At 70.0% G+C, this 15349-nt stretch carries 13 protein-coding genes; 8 read left to right on the forward strand and 5 right to left on the reverse strand.

Annotated features, from left to right (window positions below):
• Positions 1-41 precede the first annotated feature (41 nt).
• Complete coding sequence (locus EP757_RS11240) at positions 42-1007, reverse strand: diacylglycerol kinase family protein (RefSeq protein WP_127544645.1); 966 nt, start codon at positions 1005-1007, stop codon at positions 42-44.
• Between the two features lies 1 nt (position 1008).
• A complete protein-coding gene (locus tag EP757_RS11245) occupies positions 1009-2298 on the reverse strand; it encodes an adenylosuccinate synthase (RefSeq protein WP_127544648.1) in 1290 nt (429 codons plus the stop codon).
• Positions 2299-2390: 92 nt separating this feature from the next.
• Here EP757_RS11245 and purD point away from each other — a divergent pair, with 92 nt between their 5' ends.
• Positions 2391-3632: a phosphoribosylamine--glycine ligase gene (gene purD, locus EP757_RS11250; RefSeq protein ID WP_127544651.1), complete on the forward strand. Its 1242-nt coding sequence runs from the start codon at positions 2391-2393 to the stop codon at positions 3630-3632.
• 95 nt (positions 3633-3727) lie between these two features.
• Here purD and EP757_RS11255 read toward each other — a convergent pair whose 3' ends face one another.
• On the reverse strand, positions 3728-4180 hold the full coding sequence (locus tag EP757_RS11255) for an SCP2 sterol-binding domain-containing protein (protein WP_127544654.1): 453 nt from the start codon (positions 4178-4180) through the stop codon (positions 3728-3730).
• A gap of 105 nt (positions 4181-4285) precedes the next feature.
• Between EP757_RS11255 and purB the strand changes: the two genes are divergently transcribed.
• Entirely contained in the window at positions 4286-5707 is a 1422-nt protein-coding gene (gene purB, locus EP757_RS11260; protein WP_127544657.1) for an adenylosuccinate lyase, read from the forward strand.
• Positions 5708-5758: 51 nt separating this feature from the next.
• Here the strand turns inward: purB and EP757_RS11265 are convergent, their stop codons facing one another.
• Positions 5759-6433, reverse strand: a complete 675-nt coding sequence (locus tag EP757_RS11265) for a trypsin-like serine protease (protein WP_127544659.1) — start codon at positions 6431-6433, stop codon at positions 5759-5761.
• A gap of 258 nt (positions 6434-6691) precedes the next feature.
• On the opposite strand from EP757_RS11265, the gene purS reads away from it, so the two are divergent.
• From purS to purL, 3 genes are read left to right on the forward strand one after another with little or no spacing between them, the layout of a single operon-like run.
• Entirely contained in the window at positions 6692-6946 is a 255-nt protein-coding gene (gene purS, locus EP757_RS11270) for a phosphoribosylformylglycinamidine synthase subunit PurS (protein ID WP_127544662.1), read from the forward strand.
• Complete coding sequence (purQ, locus tag EP757_RS11275) at positions 6943-7656, forward strand: phosphoribosylformylglycinamidine synthase subunit PurQ (RefSeq protein ID WP_127544665.1); 714 nt, start codon at positions 6943-6945, stop codon at positions 7654-7656. The genes purS and purQ overlap by 4 nt, the downstream gene beginning before the upstream one ends.
• Positions 7653-10097, forward strand: a complete 2445-nt coding sequence (gene purL, locus EP757_RS11280; protein ID WP_127544668.1) for a phosphoribosylformylglycinamidine synthase subunit PurL — start codon at positions 7653-7655, stop codon at positions 10095-10097. The genes purQ and purL overlap by 4 nt, the downstream gene beginning before the upstream one ends.
• Before the next feature lie 56 nt (positions 10098-10153).
• Here purL and EP757_RS11285 read toward each other — a convergent pair whose 3' ends face one another.
• The gene (locus EP757_RS11285; RefSeq protein WP_127544671.1) at positions 10154-11716 is read right to left on the reverse strand and encodes a carboxypeptidase-like regulatory domain-containing protein; all 1563 of its coding nucleotides are present in this window, start codon (positions 11714-11716) and stop codon (positions 10154-10156) included.
• A gap of 314 nt (positions 11717-12030) precedes the next feature.
• On the opposite strand from EP757_RS11285, the gene EP757_RS11290 reads away from it, so the two are divergent.
• The 3 genes from EP757_RS11290 to purM all read left to right on the forward strand — a co-directional run bounded on the left by EP757_RS11290 (position 12031) and on the right by purM (position 15249).
• The gene (locus tag EP757_RS11290) at positions 12031-12393 is read left to right on the forward strand and encodes a sterol carrier family protein (protein WP_127544674.1); all 363 of its coding nucleotides are present in this window, start codon (positions 12031-12033) and stop codon (positions 12391-12393) included.
• A gap of 115 nt (positions 12394-12508) precedes the next feature.
• Positions 12509-14062: an amidophosphoribosyltransferase gene (gene purF, locus EP757_RS11295; protein ID WP_127544677.1), complete on the forward strand. Its 1554-nt coding sequence runs from the start codon at positions 12509-12511 to the stop codon at positions 14060-14062.
• Between the two features lie 35 nt (positions 14063-14097).
• Positions 14098-15249, forward strand: coding sequence for a phosphoribosylformylglycinamidine cyclo-ligase (purM, locus tag EP757_RS11300; RefSeq protein ID WP_127544680.1), 1152 nt, complete (start codon positions 14098-14100; stop codon positions 15247-15249).
• Positions 15250-15349: the final 100 nt, after the last annotated feature.

Raw genomic sequence — 15349 nt, forward strand, 5'->3', positions numbered from 1 at the left:
ACATCGATCGAGCCAAATGTCCGTTCAGGGTCGCACAGAGATCAGCCCGCGTACACCGCCCAGGCGCCCGGCTCGGTCCACCAGGATCGCTTGCGGCTCGTCGATCCCGCCACCCCGTCGTCGAGGAACTGCAGGTCGCCCTCGCGCGGAAGCACCGAGACGGCCCGCCCGCGAGCCCGGCGCACCTCCACGCGAACCTTCGTGCCACGGAACCGCTGCTTCACCACGACCGGCACCGCCACCGCGACCTCGACCCGGCCGTCGGTGGGGTCACCGTCGGCGAGCAGCCGGAAGCCGTCGAACTCGGCGTAGCCACCGGCGTTGCCGACCGCGCAGGCCAGCACCGGCTCCTCGCCGTCGGTGAGCAGCGCGTCGTCGACCTCGACCCGGCCACGCCACGGCACCGCGCGGCCGTTGTCGTCGGCGCCACCGAGCAGCGCGCCGTCGAGCGTCACCGAGCCGCCGTCGTTGCGCAGCAGGTCGAGCCGGCGGACCGGGCCGTTCAGCACGGCCGCCGCCACGTCCTCGGGCGTACGCGGAAGCCCGAGCTGCGACGCGAGGTCGTCGGAGTTGCCCGGGTCGAGCGGCAGGATCGCCAGCGGCGGCAGGTCCGGCACGGTGCGGACGGCGTCCAGGTCGGCGGGGCGCTTGCTGGGCGGCGGAGCGTACCGCCGGACCAGCCTGCGCACGACGGCGCGCAACTGGCCGTCGGTAGCGCTCGCCACCACCAGCCGGAGCTTGGCGTCCGAATCGGGCCAGGTCAGACCGTCGGGCCGGGCCGGACCGTCGAAACGCGCCAGAACCGCGTCGATCTCCTGATCGGAAGCGGCCATGACGATCTCGACCTGAGCGCCTGCCTTGCGCAGGGCGTCGGCACAGGCCAGCACCGGGGTACGCGGGGCGCAGACCGTGGCGGCGGCCGAACCGCCGCAGCTGTCACCGCAGCCGCCGCAGGAGTCGCCGCCCGCCGACTTCTCCGACAGGCTGAGAAGCACCACGTCAAACATGTCAGTCCTCGAGGACCGAGTGCCGCTCGATGACCGCCTCGCGGCCCGGGCCGACGCCGACGATCGAGATCCGCGCGCCGATCCGCTGCTCGACGAACTCGACGAAGCCCTGCGCCTCCTTGGGCAGCTCGTCGAAGGTGCGGCAGCCGGAGATGTCCTGCTTCCAGCCGGGAAGCGTCTCGAGGATCGGCTTCGCGTGGTGGAAATCGGTCTGGTTGACGGGCATCTCGTCGTGCCGGACGCCGTTCACCTCGTACGCCACGCAGACCGGGATCTCGTCGAGGCCGTCGTAGTTGTCCAGCTTGGTCAGTGCGAAGTCGGTGACGCCGTTGATCCGCTGCGCGTAGCGGCCGATCACCAGGTCGAGCCAGCCGATGCGGCGCGGGCGGCCGGTGGTCGTCCCGTACTCGTGGCCGACCTTGCGGAGGTAGTCGCCGACCTCGTTGTGCAGCTCGGTGGGGAAGGGGCCCTCGCCGACGCGCGTGGTGAACGCCTTCATCACGGCGACCACCCGGTCGATGCGGGTCGGCGGGATGCCGGAACCGGTGCAGGCGCCGCCGGACGTCGCGTTCGAGCTGGTCACGAACGGGTAGGTGCCGTGGTCGACGTCGAGGAGCGTGGCCTGGCCCGCCTCGCAGAGGACGACCTTGCCCGCGTCGATGCCCTGGGCGAGTTCGAGCGCCGTGTCGGCGACATAGGGGCGGAGGCGGTCGACGTACGACAGGAGCTCTTGAACGACCTCCTCGACCTTGACCGCGCTCCGGTTGTAGATCTTGGAAAGGACCTGGTTCTTGAAGCTGAGGGCGGCGGACACCTTCTGCCGCAGGATCGACTCGTCGAAGAGGTCCTGGACCCGGATGCCGACCCGGTTCATCTTGTCGGCATAGGTCGGGCCGATGCCGCGGCCGGTCGTGCCGATCCGCCGGGCGCCGAGGAAGCGCTCGCTGACCTTGTCGAGCGACCGGTTGTAGGACGCGATGACGTGCGCGTTCGCGCTGATCCGCAGGCGTGAGGTGTCGATGCCGCGCGCCTCCAGCCCGTCGATCTCCTGGAACAGCACGTTGAGGTCGACGACCACGCCGTTGCCGATCACGGGTACGACGCCGGGGGAGAGGATTCCGCTCGGCAGGAGGTGGAGTGCGTACTTCTCGCCGTCGATGACGACGGTGTGGCCCGCGTTGTTGCCACCGTTGAACTTGACCACGTAGTCGAGCCGGTCACCCAGCAGGTCCGTGGCTTTGCCCTTGCCCTCGTCGCCCCACTGGGCGCCGACCAACACGATCACCGGCACTTTTCGTGCTGCCTTTCCTCAAGGTCGTACCTGGAGGAGCCCCGGGTACTGCCGAAGTTTACGCGACGGTGACGCAGGTAGGATGGGCCGTCGTGCGCGTACTTCTGATCGGCTCCGGTGGGCGCGAGCACGCGCTTGCCGTCGGGCTCGCCGCCGACCCTTCCGTCGACTTCCTGGCCGCCGCGCCCGGCAACCCGGGCATCGCCCAGGTCGCCGAGCTGCACGAGGTCACCGCCACCGATCCCGCCGCGGTCGCCGCGCTGGCCGTCGAGCTCCGGGCCGACCTGGTGGTGATCGGCCCCGAGGCCCCGCTGGTCGCGGGCGTCGCCGACGCCGTGCGGGCGAAGGGCATCGCCGCCTTCGGCCCGTCCGCCGCCGCGGCCCGGTTGGAGGGCTCCAAGGCGTTCGCCAAGGAGGTCATGTCGGCTGCCGGCGTGCCCACCGCCCGGTCCTTCGCCTGCACCACGGTCGAGGCGGCCCGGGCCGCTCTCGAAGAGCTGGGCGCTCCCTACGTCGTGAAGAACGACGGCCTCGCCGCCGGCAAGGGCGTCGTCGTCACGGACTCCCTCGAAGCCGCCGTGAAGCACGCCGAGGAGTGCGGCACCGTCGTCATCGAGGAATACCTGTCCGGCCCCGAGGTCTCGCTCTTCGTGGTCACCGACGGCACCGCCGTGGCGCCGCTGATGCCGGCGCAGGACTTCAAGCGCCTCGCCGACGGCGACGAGGGCCCGAACACCGGGGGCATGGGGGCGTACGCGCCGCTGGACTGGGCGCCGGCCGACCTGACCGAGCGGGTCGTCCGGGAGACCGTCGAGCCGACCCTGGCCGAGATGCGCCGCCGTGGCACGCCCTTCTCCGGGCTGCTCTACGTCGGGCTCGCGCTCACCCCGGGCGGCCCGAAGGTGATCGAGTTCAACGCCCGCTTCGGCGACCCGGAGACCCAGGTCGTGCTGGCCCTGCTGGACACGCCGCTCGGCGGCCTGCTGAACGCGTCGGCCACCGGCACGCTCGCCGAGCACCCGGCGCTGTCCTGGAAGTCGGGCTCGGCCATCACCGTGGTCGTGGCGAGCCACAACTACCCGGGAACGCCCCGCACCGGCGACGTCATCTCCGGCGCCGAGGTCCCCGGCGTCATCCACGCCGGCACCGCCCGCCGCCCCGACGGCGCCCTGATCTCAGCCGGCGGCCGAGTCCTCAGCGTCACCGCCGTCGGCGACGACCTGCCCGGCGCCCGCGAGGCCGCCTACGCCCTGGTCGAGGGCGTCCGGCTGGAGGGCGCCCAGTACCGCACGGACATCGCCCTGAAAGCGGTCGAGGGCCGGGTCACTCTGTGACGCGTGCCCCGGCGGTATCCAGCGCGGATGTGAGTGCCTGAGCGCCGGGGCGGGGTTCGGATCCCACCGGATCCGAACCCCGCGTCCGCGCGTCGTCAGCCCTTGGGGATGTCGAAGAGCTTGGCGATGCTGGCCGCCAGCGAGAGGTCGCCCTTCGCCTTGATCTTGCCGGTCATGAACAGCATCATCGGGTTGCCGTCGCCGGAGACGGTCTTGAGGAAGGTGACCGCGTCCATCGTCATGGCCAGCTTCGGGTCGCGGACCGGCTGGTTGGTGACGGTGCAGGCGCCGTTCTCGATCACGGTCTCGTAGGTGTCGCTCGAGCCGTCCGGGCCGCCCGTGATGATCCAGTGGATGACGGCCTCGGTGTTGCCCGCCCGGTCGGCCCGGAAGAGCGTGGGCATCCGGTTGAACACCTCGTCGAGGATCTTCGGCCGCACGTCGGACGCCATCACTTCGGCGATCTTGGAGTCCGGAGTGGACTTGACGAGCTGGGAGAACTCCTTGGGGCCGATCGACGAGAGCGCTTCAGGGCTGAAATCAGTCATCAGTGGACCTTTCGGAATGATCGTCGAGCTACTCGCCGGTAACCTTAGCGAGCCCGCTCGTCCTTGTGCAGTGTGCCACTCGGGGGTCATGGAAGAATCGGGCCCGTGACCATCCCGAACGTGCTTGCCGCTCGCTACGCCTCCACTGATCTCGTCGCCCTCTGGTCCCCGGAGGAGAAGATCCGGATGGAGCGGCGGCTCTGGCTCGCCGTCCTGAAGGCCCAGCGCGATCTCGGCGTCGCGGTTCCCGACGGCGCGGTGGAGGCGTACGAAGCAGTGCTCGACCGCGTCGACCTGGAGTCGATCGCCGCCCGCGAGCGCGTCACCCGGCACGACGTCAAGGCGCGCATCGAGGAGTTCAGCGAGCTTGCCGGCTTCGAGCAGATCCACAAGGGGATGACCTCCCGCGACCTCACCGAGAACGTCGAGCAGCTCCAGATCCGCGCGTCCCTGGAGCTGATCCGGGACCGGGTGGTGGCCACGCTGGCCCGGCTCTCGGCGCTCGCCGTCGAGCACTCCGACCTGGTGATGACCGGCCGCTCGCACAACGTCGCGGCGCAGGCCACCACGCTCGGCAAGCGTTTCGCCTCGGCGGCCGAAGAGCTTCTGATCGCGTACGACCGCCTGGACGATCTGATCGGGCGCTACCCGCTTCGAGGGATCAAGGGCCCTGTCGGTACGGCGGCCGACCAGCTCGATCTGCTCGACGGCGACGACGGCAAGCTCGCGGAGCTGGAGTCGCGGGTGGCCGGGCACCTCGGGTTCGCCCGGGTGCTGTCCAGCGTCGGCCAGGTCTACCCGCGATCGCTCGACTTCGACGTCGTCTCCGCGCTGGCCCAGATCGTCGCCGGCCCGTCGTCGCTGGCCACCACGATCCGGCTGATGGTCGGCCAGGAGCTGGTGACCGAGGGCTTCAAGCCCGGCCAGGTCGGCTCCTCGGCGATGCCGCACAAGATGAACACCCGCTCGTCGGAGCGGGTGAACGGCCTCGCCGTGATCGTCCGCGGCTACCTCTCGATGGTCGGCGAGCTGGCCGGCGACCAGTGGAACGAGGGCGACGTCTCCTGCTCGGTGGTGCGCCGGGTCGCGCTGCCGGACGCGTTCTTCGCTGCCGACGGCCTGTTCCAGACGTTCCTGACGGTGCTCGACGAGTTCGGGGCCTACCCCGCGGTGATCGCCCGTGAGCTGGACCGCTTCCTGCCGTTCCTGGCGACCACCAAGATCCTGGTCGCGGCGGTGCGCAAGGGCGTCGGCCGCGAGGTCGCGCACGAGGTGATCAAGGAGCACGCGGTCGGCGTGGCCCTCGCCATGCGGGAGAAGGGCGTCGCCGTGAACGACCTCTTCGACCGGCTCGCCGACGACGGCCGGCTGCAGCTCACCCGCGCCGAGATCGACACGCTGGTGTCCGACCGGGCGGCGTTCGTCGGTGCCGCTCCGGCGCAGGTGCAGGCGGTCGCCTCCCGCGTCGCCGAGATCGTCGCCGCGAACCCGTCCGCTGCCGGATACGCCCCCGCGCCCATCCTCTGAGCAGGGCGATGGCGCCCGGCCACCAGGACCGGGCGCCATCTTCAGCGGGGATCAGACGCCGGCGACAGACGTGATCCACGCGCGGTTGTAGGCCACGCTTCCGTAGTACTGGCGGCTGGTGCCGTCGGCGGTCGACGCGACGCCGACCTGGGCGCCGTTGTAGACCTGGGGGCCGCCCGAGTCGCCGCGCCAGGCGTTGCCGTTGATCCGGGTGCTGCCGATGGCACGTCCGCCGTACGCATCCGTCTGGTTCGTCGAAGTGACCTGGACCGTCGCGGTCTTCAGGACCGTGGAGGCCGAGCAGCCGGAGTAGCAGGTCATGCCCCAGCCGTAGATCGAGTTGGTCGACCCGACCGGCGGATAAGCGCTGGAGAGCGGCATATAAGTGGTGCTCACCGAGCTGCTCAGGCGCATCAGGGCCAGGTCGTAGCGGGTCGACGTGCTGGCGACGGTCCGGGTGACCCCGCCGCTGGTCCGGTTCACGCTGCCGACCCGGACCGACATGGTGCCGCTGATGCAGTGCCGTGCGGTGAGCACGTAGTTCGCCGAGATGATGGTCCCGGAGCAGGTGAAGCTGCCGTTGCTGAGCACGGCGGCAGCCCACGGCGCGGAGGAGACGGTGCCTCCGCCGATGATGAACGGGGTGACGTCGTCCGCCTGGGCGGCTGCGGGGGTGACCAGTGCTGCGGCGAGGCCCGCGACTGCGGCCATGAGTCGAATGCGCACGTCGAGATTCCTTCCTGGGGGATCGGGTCGACGGTTGCCGGCGGGAACTGCATCGAATTCGATGGATGCAACCTAGGGCATCGACGGCCGCAGCAGTACCAATCAATCGACACCTATCACGGTGTGATGACAGCGGGATCAATGGGAGATTCCCAGCTCAATGACCGTTACGTCGGCTGGTCGACACCGGGCCGTGGGTCGTCGGCGAGCTTGACCAGGTAGGCTTCGCGTGCTTACACCTATCAGTCAGGAGTGCCCGTGGCTCGCGTCGTGGTCGACGTCATGCTCAAGCCGGAGATCCTGGACCCGCAGGGTCAAGCAGTGGCGAATGCGCTGCCCCGGCTCGGCGTCACCGATGTCTCCTCCGTCCGTATCGGCCGTCGAATCGAGATCGACTTCGCCGGTGAGCCCGACCTCGATCGGGCTCGTGAAATCGCCGACAAGCTGCTCGCGAACCCCGTGATCGAGGACTTCGAGATCCGGGTCGAGGACGCGGCGGCGGAGGTCGCCTGACCATGCGGATCGGTGTGGTCACCTTCCCGGGCTCGCTGGACGACGGGGACGCAGCCCGCGCCGCCCGGCTCGCCGGCGCCGAGGCCGTCCGCCTCTGGCACGGCGACCCGGACCTGCACGGCGTCGACGCCGTGGTCCTGCCCGGCGGCTTCTCTTACGGCGACTATCTGCGTTGCGGCGCCATCGCGCGATTCGCTCCGGTCATGGAGTCGATCATCGATGCGGCCCGCGGCGGCCTGCCCGTTCTGGGCATCTGCAACGGTTTCCAGGTCCTCTGCGAGGCGCACCTGCTGCCCGGCGCACTGACCCGGAACCAGCACCTGCACTTCCGCAACCGGGACCAGTGGCTGAAGGTCGAGGCGACGAACACCGCCTGGACCAACCAGTTCACGCCCGGCCAGGAGATCCTCATCCCGGTGAAGAACGGCGAGGGTTGTTTCGTCGCCGATCAGAAGACGCTGGACGCGCTCGAGGGCGAGGGCCGGGTGATCGCGCGCTACGTCCGCGGCAACCCGAACGGCTCGCAGCGCGACATCGCCGGGATCACCAACGAAGCCGGCAACGTCGTCGGCATCATGCCGCACCCGGAACACGCCGTGGAGGCGCTGACCGGACCGTCGCTCGACGGCCTCGGCTTCTTCACCTCCGTCCTGCGGGCCCTGGCGGGGGCGACCGCGGACGGTCAGCTCGCAGGGGGACAACAGCGATGACCACCCAGCCGGAGACAGTCTCCAGCGAGGCGGCCCCGACCAAGCAGAGCGGCTTCGCCGCGACCGACGTGCTGGTCAACGAGTTCTCCGAGGGACCGGACACGGTCGAGAAGGCGGAAGCCAGCCCGGACGAGCTCCAGCCGCACGCGGAGCTCGGCCTCAAGGACGACGAGTACGAGCGGATCCGTCAGATCCTGGGCCGGCGGCCGACCGCGTCCGAGCTCGCGATGTACTCGATCATGTGGAGCGAGCACTGCTCCTACAAGTCGAGCAAGGTGCACCTGCGCCAGTTCGGCGAGAAGGTGCCCGCGAACACCCGGATGCTCGCCGGCATCGGCGAGAACGCCGGTGTGGTGCAGATCTCCGACAAGATCGCGGTGACGTTCAAGGTCGAGTCGCACAACCACCCGAGCTACGTCGAGCCCTACCAGGGCGCGGCCACCGGCGTCGGCGGCATCGTCCGGGACATCCTGGCGATGGGCGCCCGGCCGATCGCGGTGATGGACCCGCTGCGCTTCGGCGCGGCCGACCACCCGGACACCGCCCGGGTGCTGCCCGGCGTGGTGGCCGGCATCGGCGGTTACGGCAACTGCCTCGGTCTGCCCAACATCGGCGGCGAGATCGTCTTCGACCCGTCGTACCAGGGCAACCCGCTGGTGAACGCTCTGAGCATCGGCGTGCTGCCGGTCGAGCGCCTGCAGAAGAAGGAAGCCACCGGCACCGGCAACATCGTCGTGCTCCTCGGCGCGCGGACCGGCCGGGACGGTATCGGCGGCGTCTCCGTGCTGGCGTCGGCGACCTTCGACGAGGAGGCCGAGCAGCGCCGCCCGTCGGTGCAGGTCGGCGACCCGTTCATGGAGAAGCTCCTGATCGAGAGCTGCCTCGAGCTGTACGACGCCGGCCTGGTCAGCGGCATCCAGGACCTCGGTGGCGCCGGCCTCACCTGCGCGCTCACCGAGACCGCCGCGGCGGCCGGCACCGGCATGCGGGTCTGGCTGGAGCGGGTTCCGCTGCGCGAGGCCTCGATGTCGCCGACCGAGATCCTGGCCAGCGAGTCGCAGGAGCGCATGCTCCTGATCGTCACCCCGGAGAACCTCGACGCGGTCCTCAAGGTCGCCGAGAAGTGGGGCGTCTGGGCGACGGCGATCGGCGAGGTCACCCCGGCCGGCGCCGACGGCACTCCGGGCCGCCTGGTGATCAGCTGGAACGACCACGTCGTGGTGGACGTGCCCCCGGGCTCGCTCGCCGACGACGGCCCGGTCTACGCCCGTCCGCTGCGGGAGCCGGGCGACCTGATCCTGCTGCAGGCCGACCGCGCCGAGACGCTGCCGCGTCCGTCGACCGGTGACGAGCTGCGCGAGACCGTCCTGCGGATGGCCGCGTCGCCGAACCTCTGCGACAAGACCTGGGTCACCGAGCAGTACGACCGGTACGTGCTCGGCAACACCGTCCTGGCACAGCCGGAGGACTCCGGCGTGCTGCGGATCGACGAGGAGACCGGCCTCGGCGTGGCTCTCTCCGTCGACGGCAACGGCCGCTACGCGCGGCTCGACCCGTACGAGGGTGCTCGTCTCGCCCTCGCCGAGGCGTACCGGAACGTCGCCGTCACCGGCGCCGAGCCGATCGCGGTCACCGACTGCCTGAACTTCGGCTCACCCGAGGACCCGGCCGTCATGTGGCAGTTCGCCGAGGCCGTCCGCGGTCTCGCCGACGGCTGCCTGCAACTGGGCACCCCGGTCACCGGTGGCAACGTCAGCTTCTACAACCAGACCGGCGCCGCGGCGATCCACCCGACCCCGGTGGTCGGCGTGCTGGGCATCTTCGACGACGTTGCCCGTCGCATCCCGATGGGCTTCCCGCCGCCCGCGAAGGCCGGTGGCGACCTGGTCTTCCTGCTCGGCGAGACCCGCAACGAGCTGTCCGGCTCGGAGTGGGCCTGGGTGACGCACGCGCACCTCGGTGGCAAGCCGCCGAAGGTGGACCTCGCGGCCGAGCAGAAGCTGGGTGTCCTGATGGGCCGGGCCTCGAAGGCCGGCCTGGTCAGCGCGGCGCACGACCTCTCCGACGGCGGCCTCGCGCAGGCCCTGCTGGAGAGCTGCCTGCGGCGTGAGGTCGGCGTGAAGGTGACGCTGCCGGAGGACGGCAACTCGCCGTTCGTGCACCTCTTCAGCGAGTCGGCCGGCCGGGCCGTCGTCGCGGTCCCGCGCGGCCACGACAAGGCGTTCCTGGCCCTGGCCGCCGAGGTCGGCGTGCCGGTGTCGGCGCTCGGTGTGACCACCGAGGAGCCCGCCCTGCAGGTGCAGGACCAGTTCACCATCCCGCTCACCGAGGCGCGTGAGGCGTGGTCGGGGACGCTGAAGAAGCTCTTCGGTGGCCCGGCGGAGGCGGCGGCGGCCGAGGAGCGTTCGGTGACCCTGGAGCTGACCGACCCGCGAGGCTGATCGAGCGAACAAAAAAGGAGGGCCCCCGAGGGGGCCCTCCTTTTTCATGTCCTTACTCAGCCGTTCCAGTTCTGCGGCGGGCGCTGCTGGCCGTAGTTGCCGTAGCCGTCCGGGTCGTCGTCGTAGCCGTTGTGCTGCTGGGGCGGCGGCTGCTGGCCGTAGCCAGGCTGCTGCTGCTGGCCGTAGCCCTGCTGCTGACCGTAACCCTGGTCGGCGTAGCCACCCTGCTGCTGCTCGTAGCCGCCGTAGCCCTGCTGCTGGTCGTAGCCGCCATAACCCTGCTGCTGGTCATAACCGCCGTAGCCCTGCTGCTCGGGCTGGTACATGCTCGTGTGCTCGTCGTAGCGCTGCGGCTGCTGCGGCTGCTCGGGCTGGTAGAGGCTGGTGTGCTCGTCGTACCGCTGCTGCGGCGCCTGCTGGCCGTAACCGCCGGCCTGCTGCTGCTGACCGTACGGCGGCTGACCGCCGTAGCCGGCGCCCTGCTGCTGGCCGTACTGACCGCTGCCCTGGCCGCCGCCGGCCGGGCTGCCCTGGTCGTTGCCCCAGGAGCCGTTGTAGCCGCCCTGCGGAGGCATGGGAGCGCCGTACGGGTCGGGGAACTCGTCCTCGACCACCGGGCGGTGGATCATCGTCGGAGCGTCGCCGATGCCACCCGCCATGCCGCCGCCACCCATCGGCGCGACCATCGTGGCGTCGCCGCCACGTCCCGCGCCGACCGGGGAGGCGACCCGGGTCGCGTCGAACGAGTTACCGCCGGGCTGAGGACCGGGGACGCCGGGACCGACGGGCGAGCCGTCCGGGCCGTCGCCACCCGCGTTCTTGCGGCGCATGACCACCAGGACGATGGCGCCGATGCCGGCGGCGACCAGCAGCACGCCCATGATGATCAGCAGCCAGTTGGTGCCACCCTCGGACTCGTCCGAGACCGGCTCCTGCGCGACCGGCGCGGCGGTCTCGTCGGTGGCCTCCTCGGTCTCGTCGTCGGTGGCCTCCTCGGTCGGCACGGCGCTCGCGGAGACGCTCACCGACGGTTCCGGGGAGGGGCTCTCGGCGGCCAGTTTCTTCAGCGTGATCGGCACGTTCACCGACTTGCCGGCGGTGCCCTGCACGGTGACCGTGGTGGAGGAGTAGCCCTCCTTCAGCGCGCCGACGGTGATGTCGCCGGCCTCGATCGGGCTGTTGTCCGACGAGATGAAGGAGTAGCTGCCGTCGCTGTTCGTGGTCGCGTCGTAGGCGTGCCCGGCGGCGTCGCGCATGGCGACGGCGACACCGGAGATCTTCTTGCCGTCCGCGTCCTTGATCTTGCCGGAGACCCGGGTGACGGTGGTCGGCTTGTCCGCGCCCTTGACCGAGACGGTCTGGCTCGCGGTGCCGGTCTCGCCGTTGATCGTCGCGGTGACCTGGACCGAGACGTCCTTGGTCTCGCCGGCGGCGACGCTGGGCGCGGTGAGTGTCGCGGTGAAGGTCTTCGTGCCGTCGATCTGCTGGATCGAGGAGCAGTCACCGCTGCAGCTCATGCCGCTGACTTTGATGTTGGCGGTGCCGGCCTGCTGCCCGTTGCCCCCGCCCTCTTCCTCGCCACCATCGCCGCCCCCGGGGTTACTGATGGTGTACTGCATGGTTACAGTACTTCCCGTGGCGACTTCGGTCGGTGAGAGGTTTGTGATCTGCACGTCAGGTGGGGCTGCGAGCGCAGCCGTCTGCACGCCGGTCACGAGGCCTGCGACCAGGGCCAGGAACGCACCCGCCTGGGTCGTCCTGGCGCGTAGGTGCGTTGTCACATCCACCACCTTCCGGGTCGCGCGGTCCCCGGTCTCGGTGACCGGCAGATCCCGCGACTTGAACACCGTCGGCCACTATGCCTTGTCGCACGTCACTTTCGCGACCCAGGGGAGTGTGCCGTTGTCTACAAACCGAGTCGTATTGTCCCGACGTGTCTCCTGCGCACAATAAATCCGAGTCCGTGAACCAGGCCCTGGACGCGCTGGACCGTGGCGTTGAGCTTGAGCGTCCGGTGCTGCGCGATGCCGTCCGCGCCCTGCTGACCGAGTTGTCCAGTCGCGCTCCTGGCCGTTCGGTGGAGGTTCGAATTCCACCTTTCGGTGCGATTCAGTGCGTTGCCGGACCGCGCCACACGCGTGGCACACCGCCCAATGTGGTCGAAACGGATCCGATGACGTTCCTGCTCCTGGCCGCGGGGCGCCTGGAGTGGGCCGACGCCGTGCGTGACGGCCGCCTCCGGGCCAGCGGAATTCGTACCGACCTCTCCGAATACCTGCCGCTTACCGGCCGATGAGCAAGGGGCCGCTCCCCTTGACCTCGCGTACACTGGTCGGTCGGAGCGGACCAGCGAGTTCGAGCAGATCAGCGCTTCGAGCGTTTCAGCAGATCCGACATGAGGGAGCGAGCAGGTGCCCCGAGGCGACGGCCTACTGACCGACGATCTCGACCCCCAGGAGCGCGGCCCACAGGATGCCTGTGGCGTCTTCGGCGTCTGGGCCCCTGAAGAAGAGGTCGCCAAACTCACGTACTTCGGGCTCTACGCACTGCAGCACCGAGGTCAGGAAGCCGCCGGCATCGCCGTGAGCGATGGGTCCGGCGTGGTGGTCTACAAGGACATCGGCCTGGTTTCCCAGGTGTTCGACGAGCCGACCCTGGCGAGCCTCCGCGGCCACCTCGCTATCGGCCACGCGCGGTACTCGACGACCGGCGGCTCCAACTGGGAGAACGCCCAGCCGACGATCCGCGCCACCCCGGCCGGCACGACGATCGCGCTGGCGCACAACGGCAACCTGGTGAACACCGCCGAGCTGGCCAAGGAGATCGCCGACCGCGGCCTCGAGGTGGGCGACTCCACCTCCGACACCGCTCTCGTCACCACGCTGCTCGCCGGCCGTCCCGACCTCTCGGTCGAGGCCGCCGCGATGGAGCTGCTGCCGACCCTGCGCGGCGCCTTCAGCTTCGTCTTCATGGACGAGCACACCCTCTACGCCGCCCGTGACCCGCAGGGCGTCCGCCCGCTGGTGCTGGGCCGGATGGATCGGGGCTGGGTGGTCGCCAGCGAGACCGCGGCGCTCGACATCACCGGCGCGAGCTTCGTCCGCGAGGTCGAGCCCGGCGAGATCATCGCGATCGACGAGCACGGCCTGCGGTCCAGCCGGTTCGCTGCGCCGGAGCCCAAGGGCTGCCTCTTCGAGTACGTGTACCTCGCCCGCCCGGACACCACGATCGCCGGCCGCAACATCTACTCGGCCCGCGTCGAGGTCGGCCGCAAGCTGGCGAAGGAGCACCCGGTCGAGGCCGATCTGGTGATCGGTGTCCCGGAGTCCGGCATCCCGGCCGCGATCGGTTACGCCGAGGCGTCGGGTATCCCGTACAGCGCGGGCTTCATGAAGAACGCGTACGTCGGCCGGACCTTCATCCAGCCGTCCCAGACCATCCGCCAGCTCGGCATCCGGCTCAAGCTGAACCCGCTGCGCGAGGTGGTCCGCGGCAAGCGGATCGTCGTGATCGACGACTCGATCGTCCGCGGCAACACGCAGCGCGCCCAGATCCGCATGCTGCGCGAGGCCGGAGCGCTCGAGATCCACGTGCGGATCTCGTCGCCGCCGGTGAAGTGGCCGTGCTTCTACGGCATCGACTTCGCGACCCGCGCCGAGCTGATCGCGAACGGCCTGGAGATCGACGGCATCCGCCGCTCGATCGGCGCCGACAGTCTCGGTTACGTCTCGCTGGACGGTCTGGTGCAGGCGACCGAGCAACCGAAGACAAGGCTCTGCATGGCCTGCTTCGATGGTGAATACCCGATCGAGCTCCCGGCCGGGGACCTGATCGGCAAGCACCTGCTGGAGGGCGTCGGCAAGCGCGCCAGCATGCCCAACGCCACACCGGACCAGGCGACCGCGGCGGTGGCCGACCTGGAGTCGGACTACGAAGCCGCTAACGCGCTGCTTCACCACCCGTGACCTTTCGAAACATAGAACCGCTTAAGGGGAGAACCGTGACGCACGTGTCCGAGCGCAGCAGTGCCGGATCGAACGGCGCCGAAGGCGCGGACCGCCAGCTGTGGACGGCGGGTTCCGGCCGCGGCCCGCGCAAGCGCTCGGCGACGTACGCGGACGCGGGTGTCTCGATCCACGCGGGTGACCGTGCGGTCGAGCTGCTCAAGTCGAAGGTGAAGAAGACCAGCCGTCCCGAGGTGATGGGTGACCTCGGCGGTTTCTCCGGCCTCTTCAAGCTGAACACCGCGAAGTACAAGAGCCCGGTCCTGGCCTCCTCGACCGACGGTGTCGGCACCAAGCTGGTGATCGCGCAGCAGCTCGACATCCACGACACGATCGGCATCGACCTGGTCGCCATGGTCGTCGACGACCTGGTGGCCTGTGGCGCCGAGCCGCTGTTCCTGCTCGACTACATCGCCTGTGGCGAGGTCGTGCCGGACAAGGTCGCCGAGATCGGCGCCGGTATCGCGGACGGCTGCCGGTACGCCGGCTGCGCCCTGCTCGGCGGCGAGACCGCCGAGCACCCCGGCGTGCTCCGCCCGGATGAGTACGACGTCTCCGCCACCGGCGTCGGCGTGGTCGAGGAGAGCGAGATCCTCGGCAAGGAGCGGGTCGAGATCGGCGACGCCGTGATCGCGATGCGTTCCTCGGGTCTGCACTCGAACGGCTACTCCCTGGTGCGTCACGTGCTCCTCGGCGCCGGGCGGATGCGCCTGGACACGGTCGTCGACGACTTCGGCACCCAGCGCACCCTGGGCGAGGAACTCCTCACCCCCACCAAGATCTACGCGAAGGACTGCCTCGGCCTGATCGAGGAGACCGACGTCCGGGCGTTCTCGCACGTCACCGGCGGCGGCATCCCCGGCAACCTGAACCGCGTCCTGCCGGGCAACCTGGACGCCGTGGTCGACCGGTCCACCTGGCGCCCGCAGCCGATCTTCGACCTGATCCAGGCGAAGGGCCGGATCGAGGACTCCGAGATGGAGGCCACGTTCAACATGGGCGTCGGCATGTTCGCCGTCGTCTCCTCCGACGACGCGGACCGGGCGATGGCCTACCTCACCGGCCGTGGCGTCGAGGCCTGGCAGGTCGGCGAGGTCATCGAGGGCTCCGGCGAGGTCCAGATGGTCGGCTCGTACACGCGAGGCTGACCCATCCGGGACGAAACGTGAAATGATCCGCGTGTGTCGATGTCCGGCACATGCGGATCTTTCGTATTGGTGGACCGCGAGGCCTAGTGTGCGTGACATG

The organism is Actinoplanes sp. OR16 (assembly GCF_004001265.1).
Taxonomy (GTDB): Bacteria; Actinomycetota; Actinomycetes; order Mycobacteriales; family Micromonosporaceae; genus Actinoplanes.

Excerpts from the sequence above, each read along its gene's own strand:
- EP757_RS11285 (WP_127544671.1), bottom strand. The coding sequence starts at position 11,716 with ATGCAGTACACCATCAGTAACCCCGGGGGCGGCGATGGTGGCGAGGAA.
- EP757_RS11255 (WP_127544654.1), bottom strand. The coding sequence starts at position 4,180 with ATGACTGATTTCAGCCCTGAAGCGCTCTCGTCGATCGGCCCCAAGGAG.
- EP757_RS11240 (WP_127544645.1), bottom strand. The coding sequence starts at position 1,007 with ATGTTTGACGTGGTGCTTCTCAGCCTGTCGGAGAAGTCGGCGGGCGGC.
- purL (WP_127544668.1), top strand. The coding sequence starts at position 7,653 with ATGACCACCCAGCCGGAGACAGTCTCCAGCGAGGCGGCCCCGACCAAG.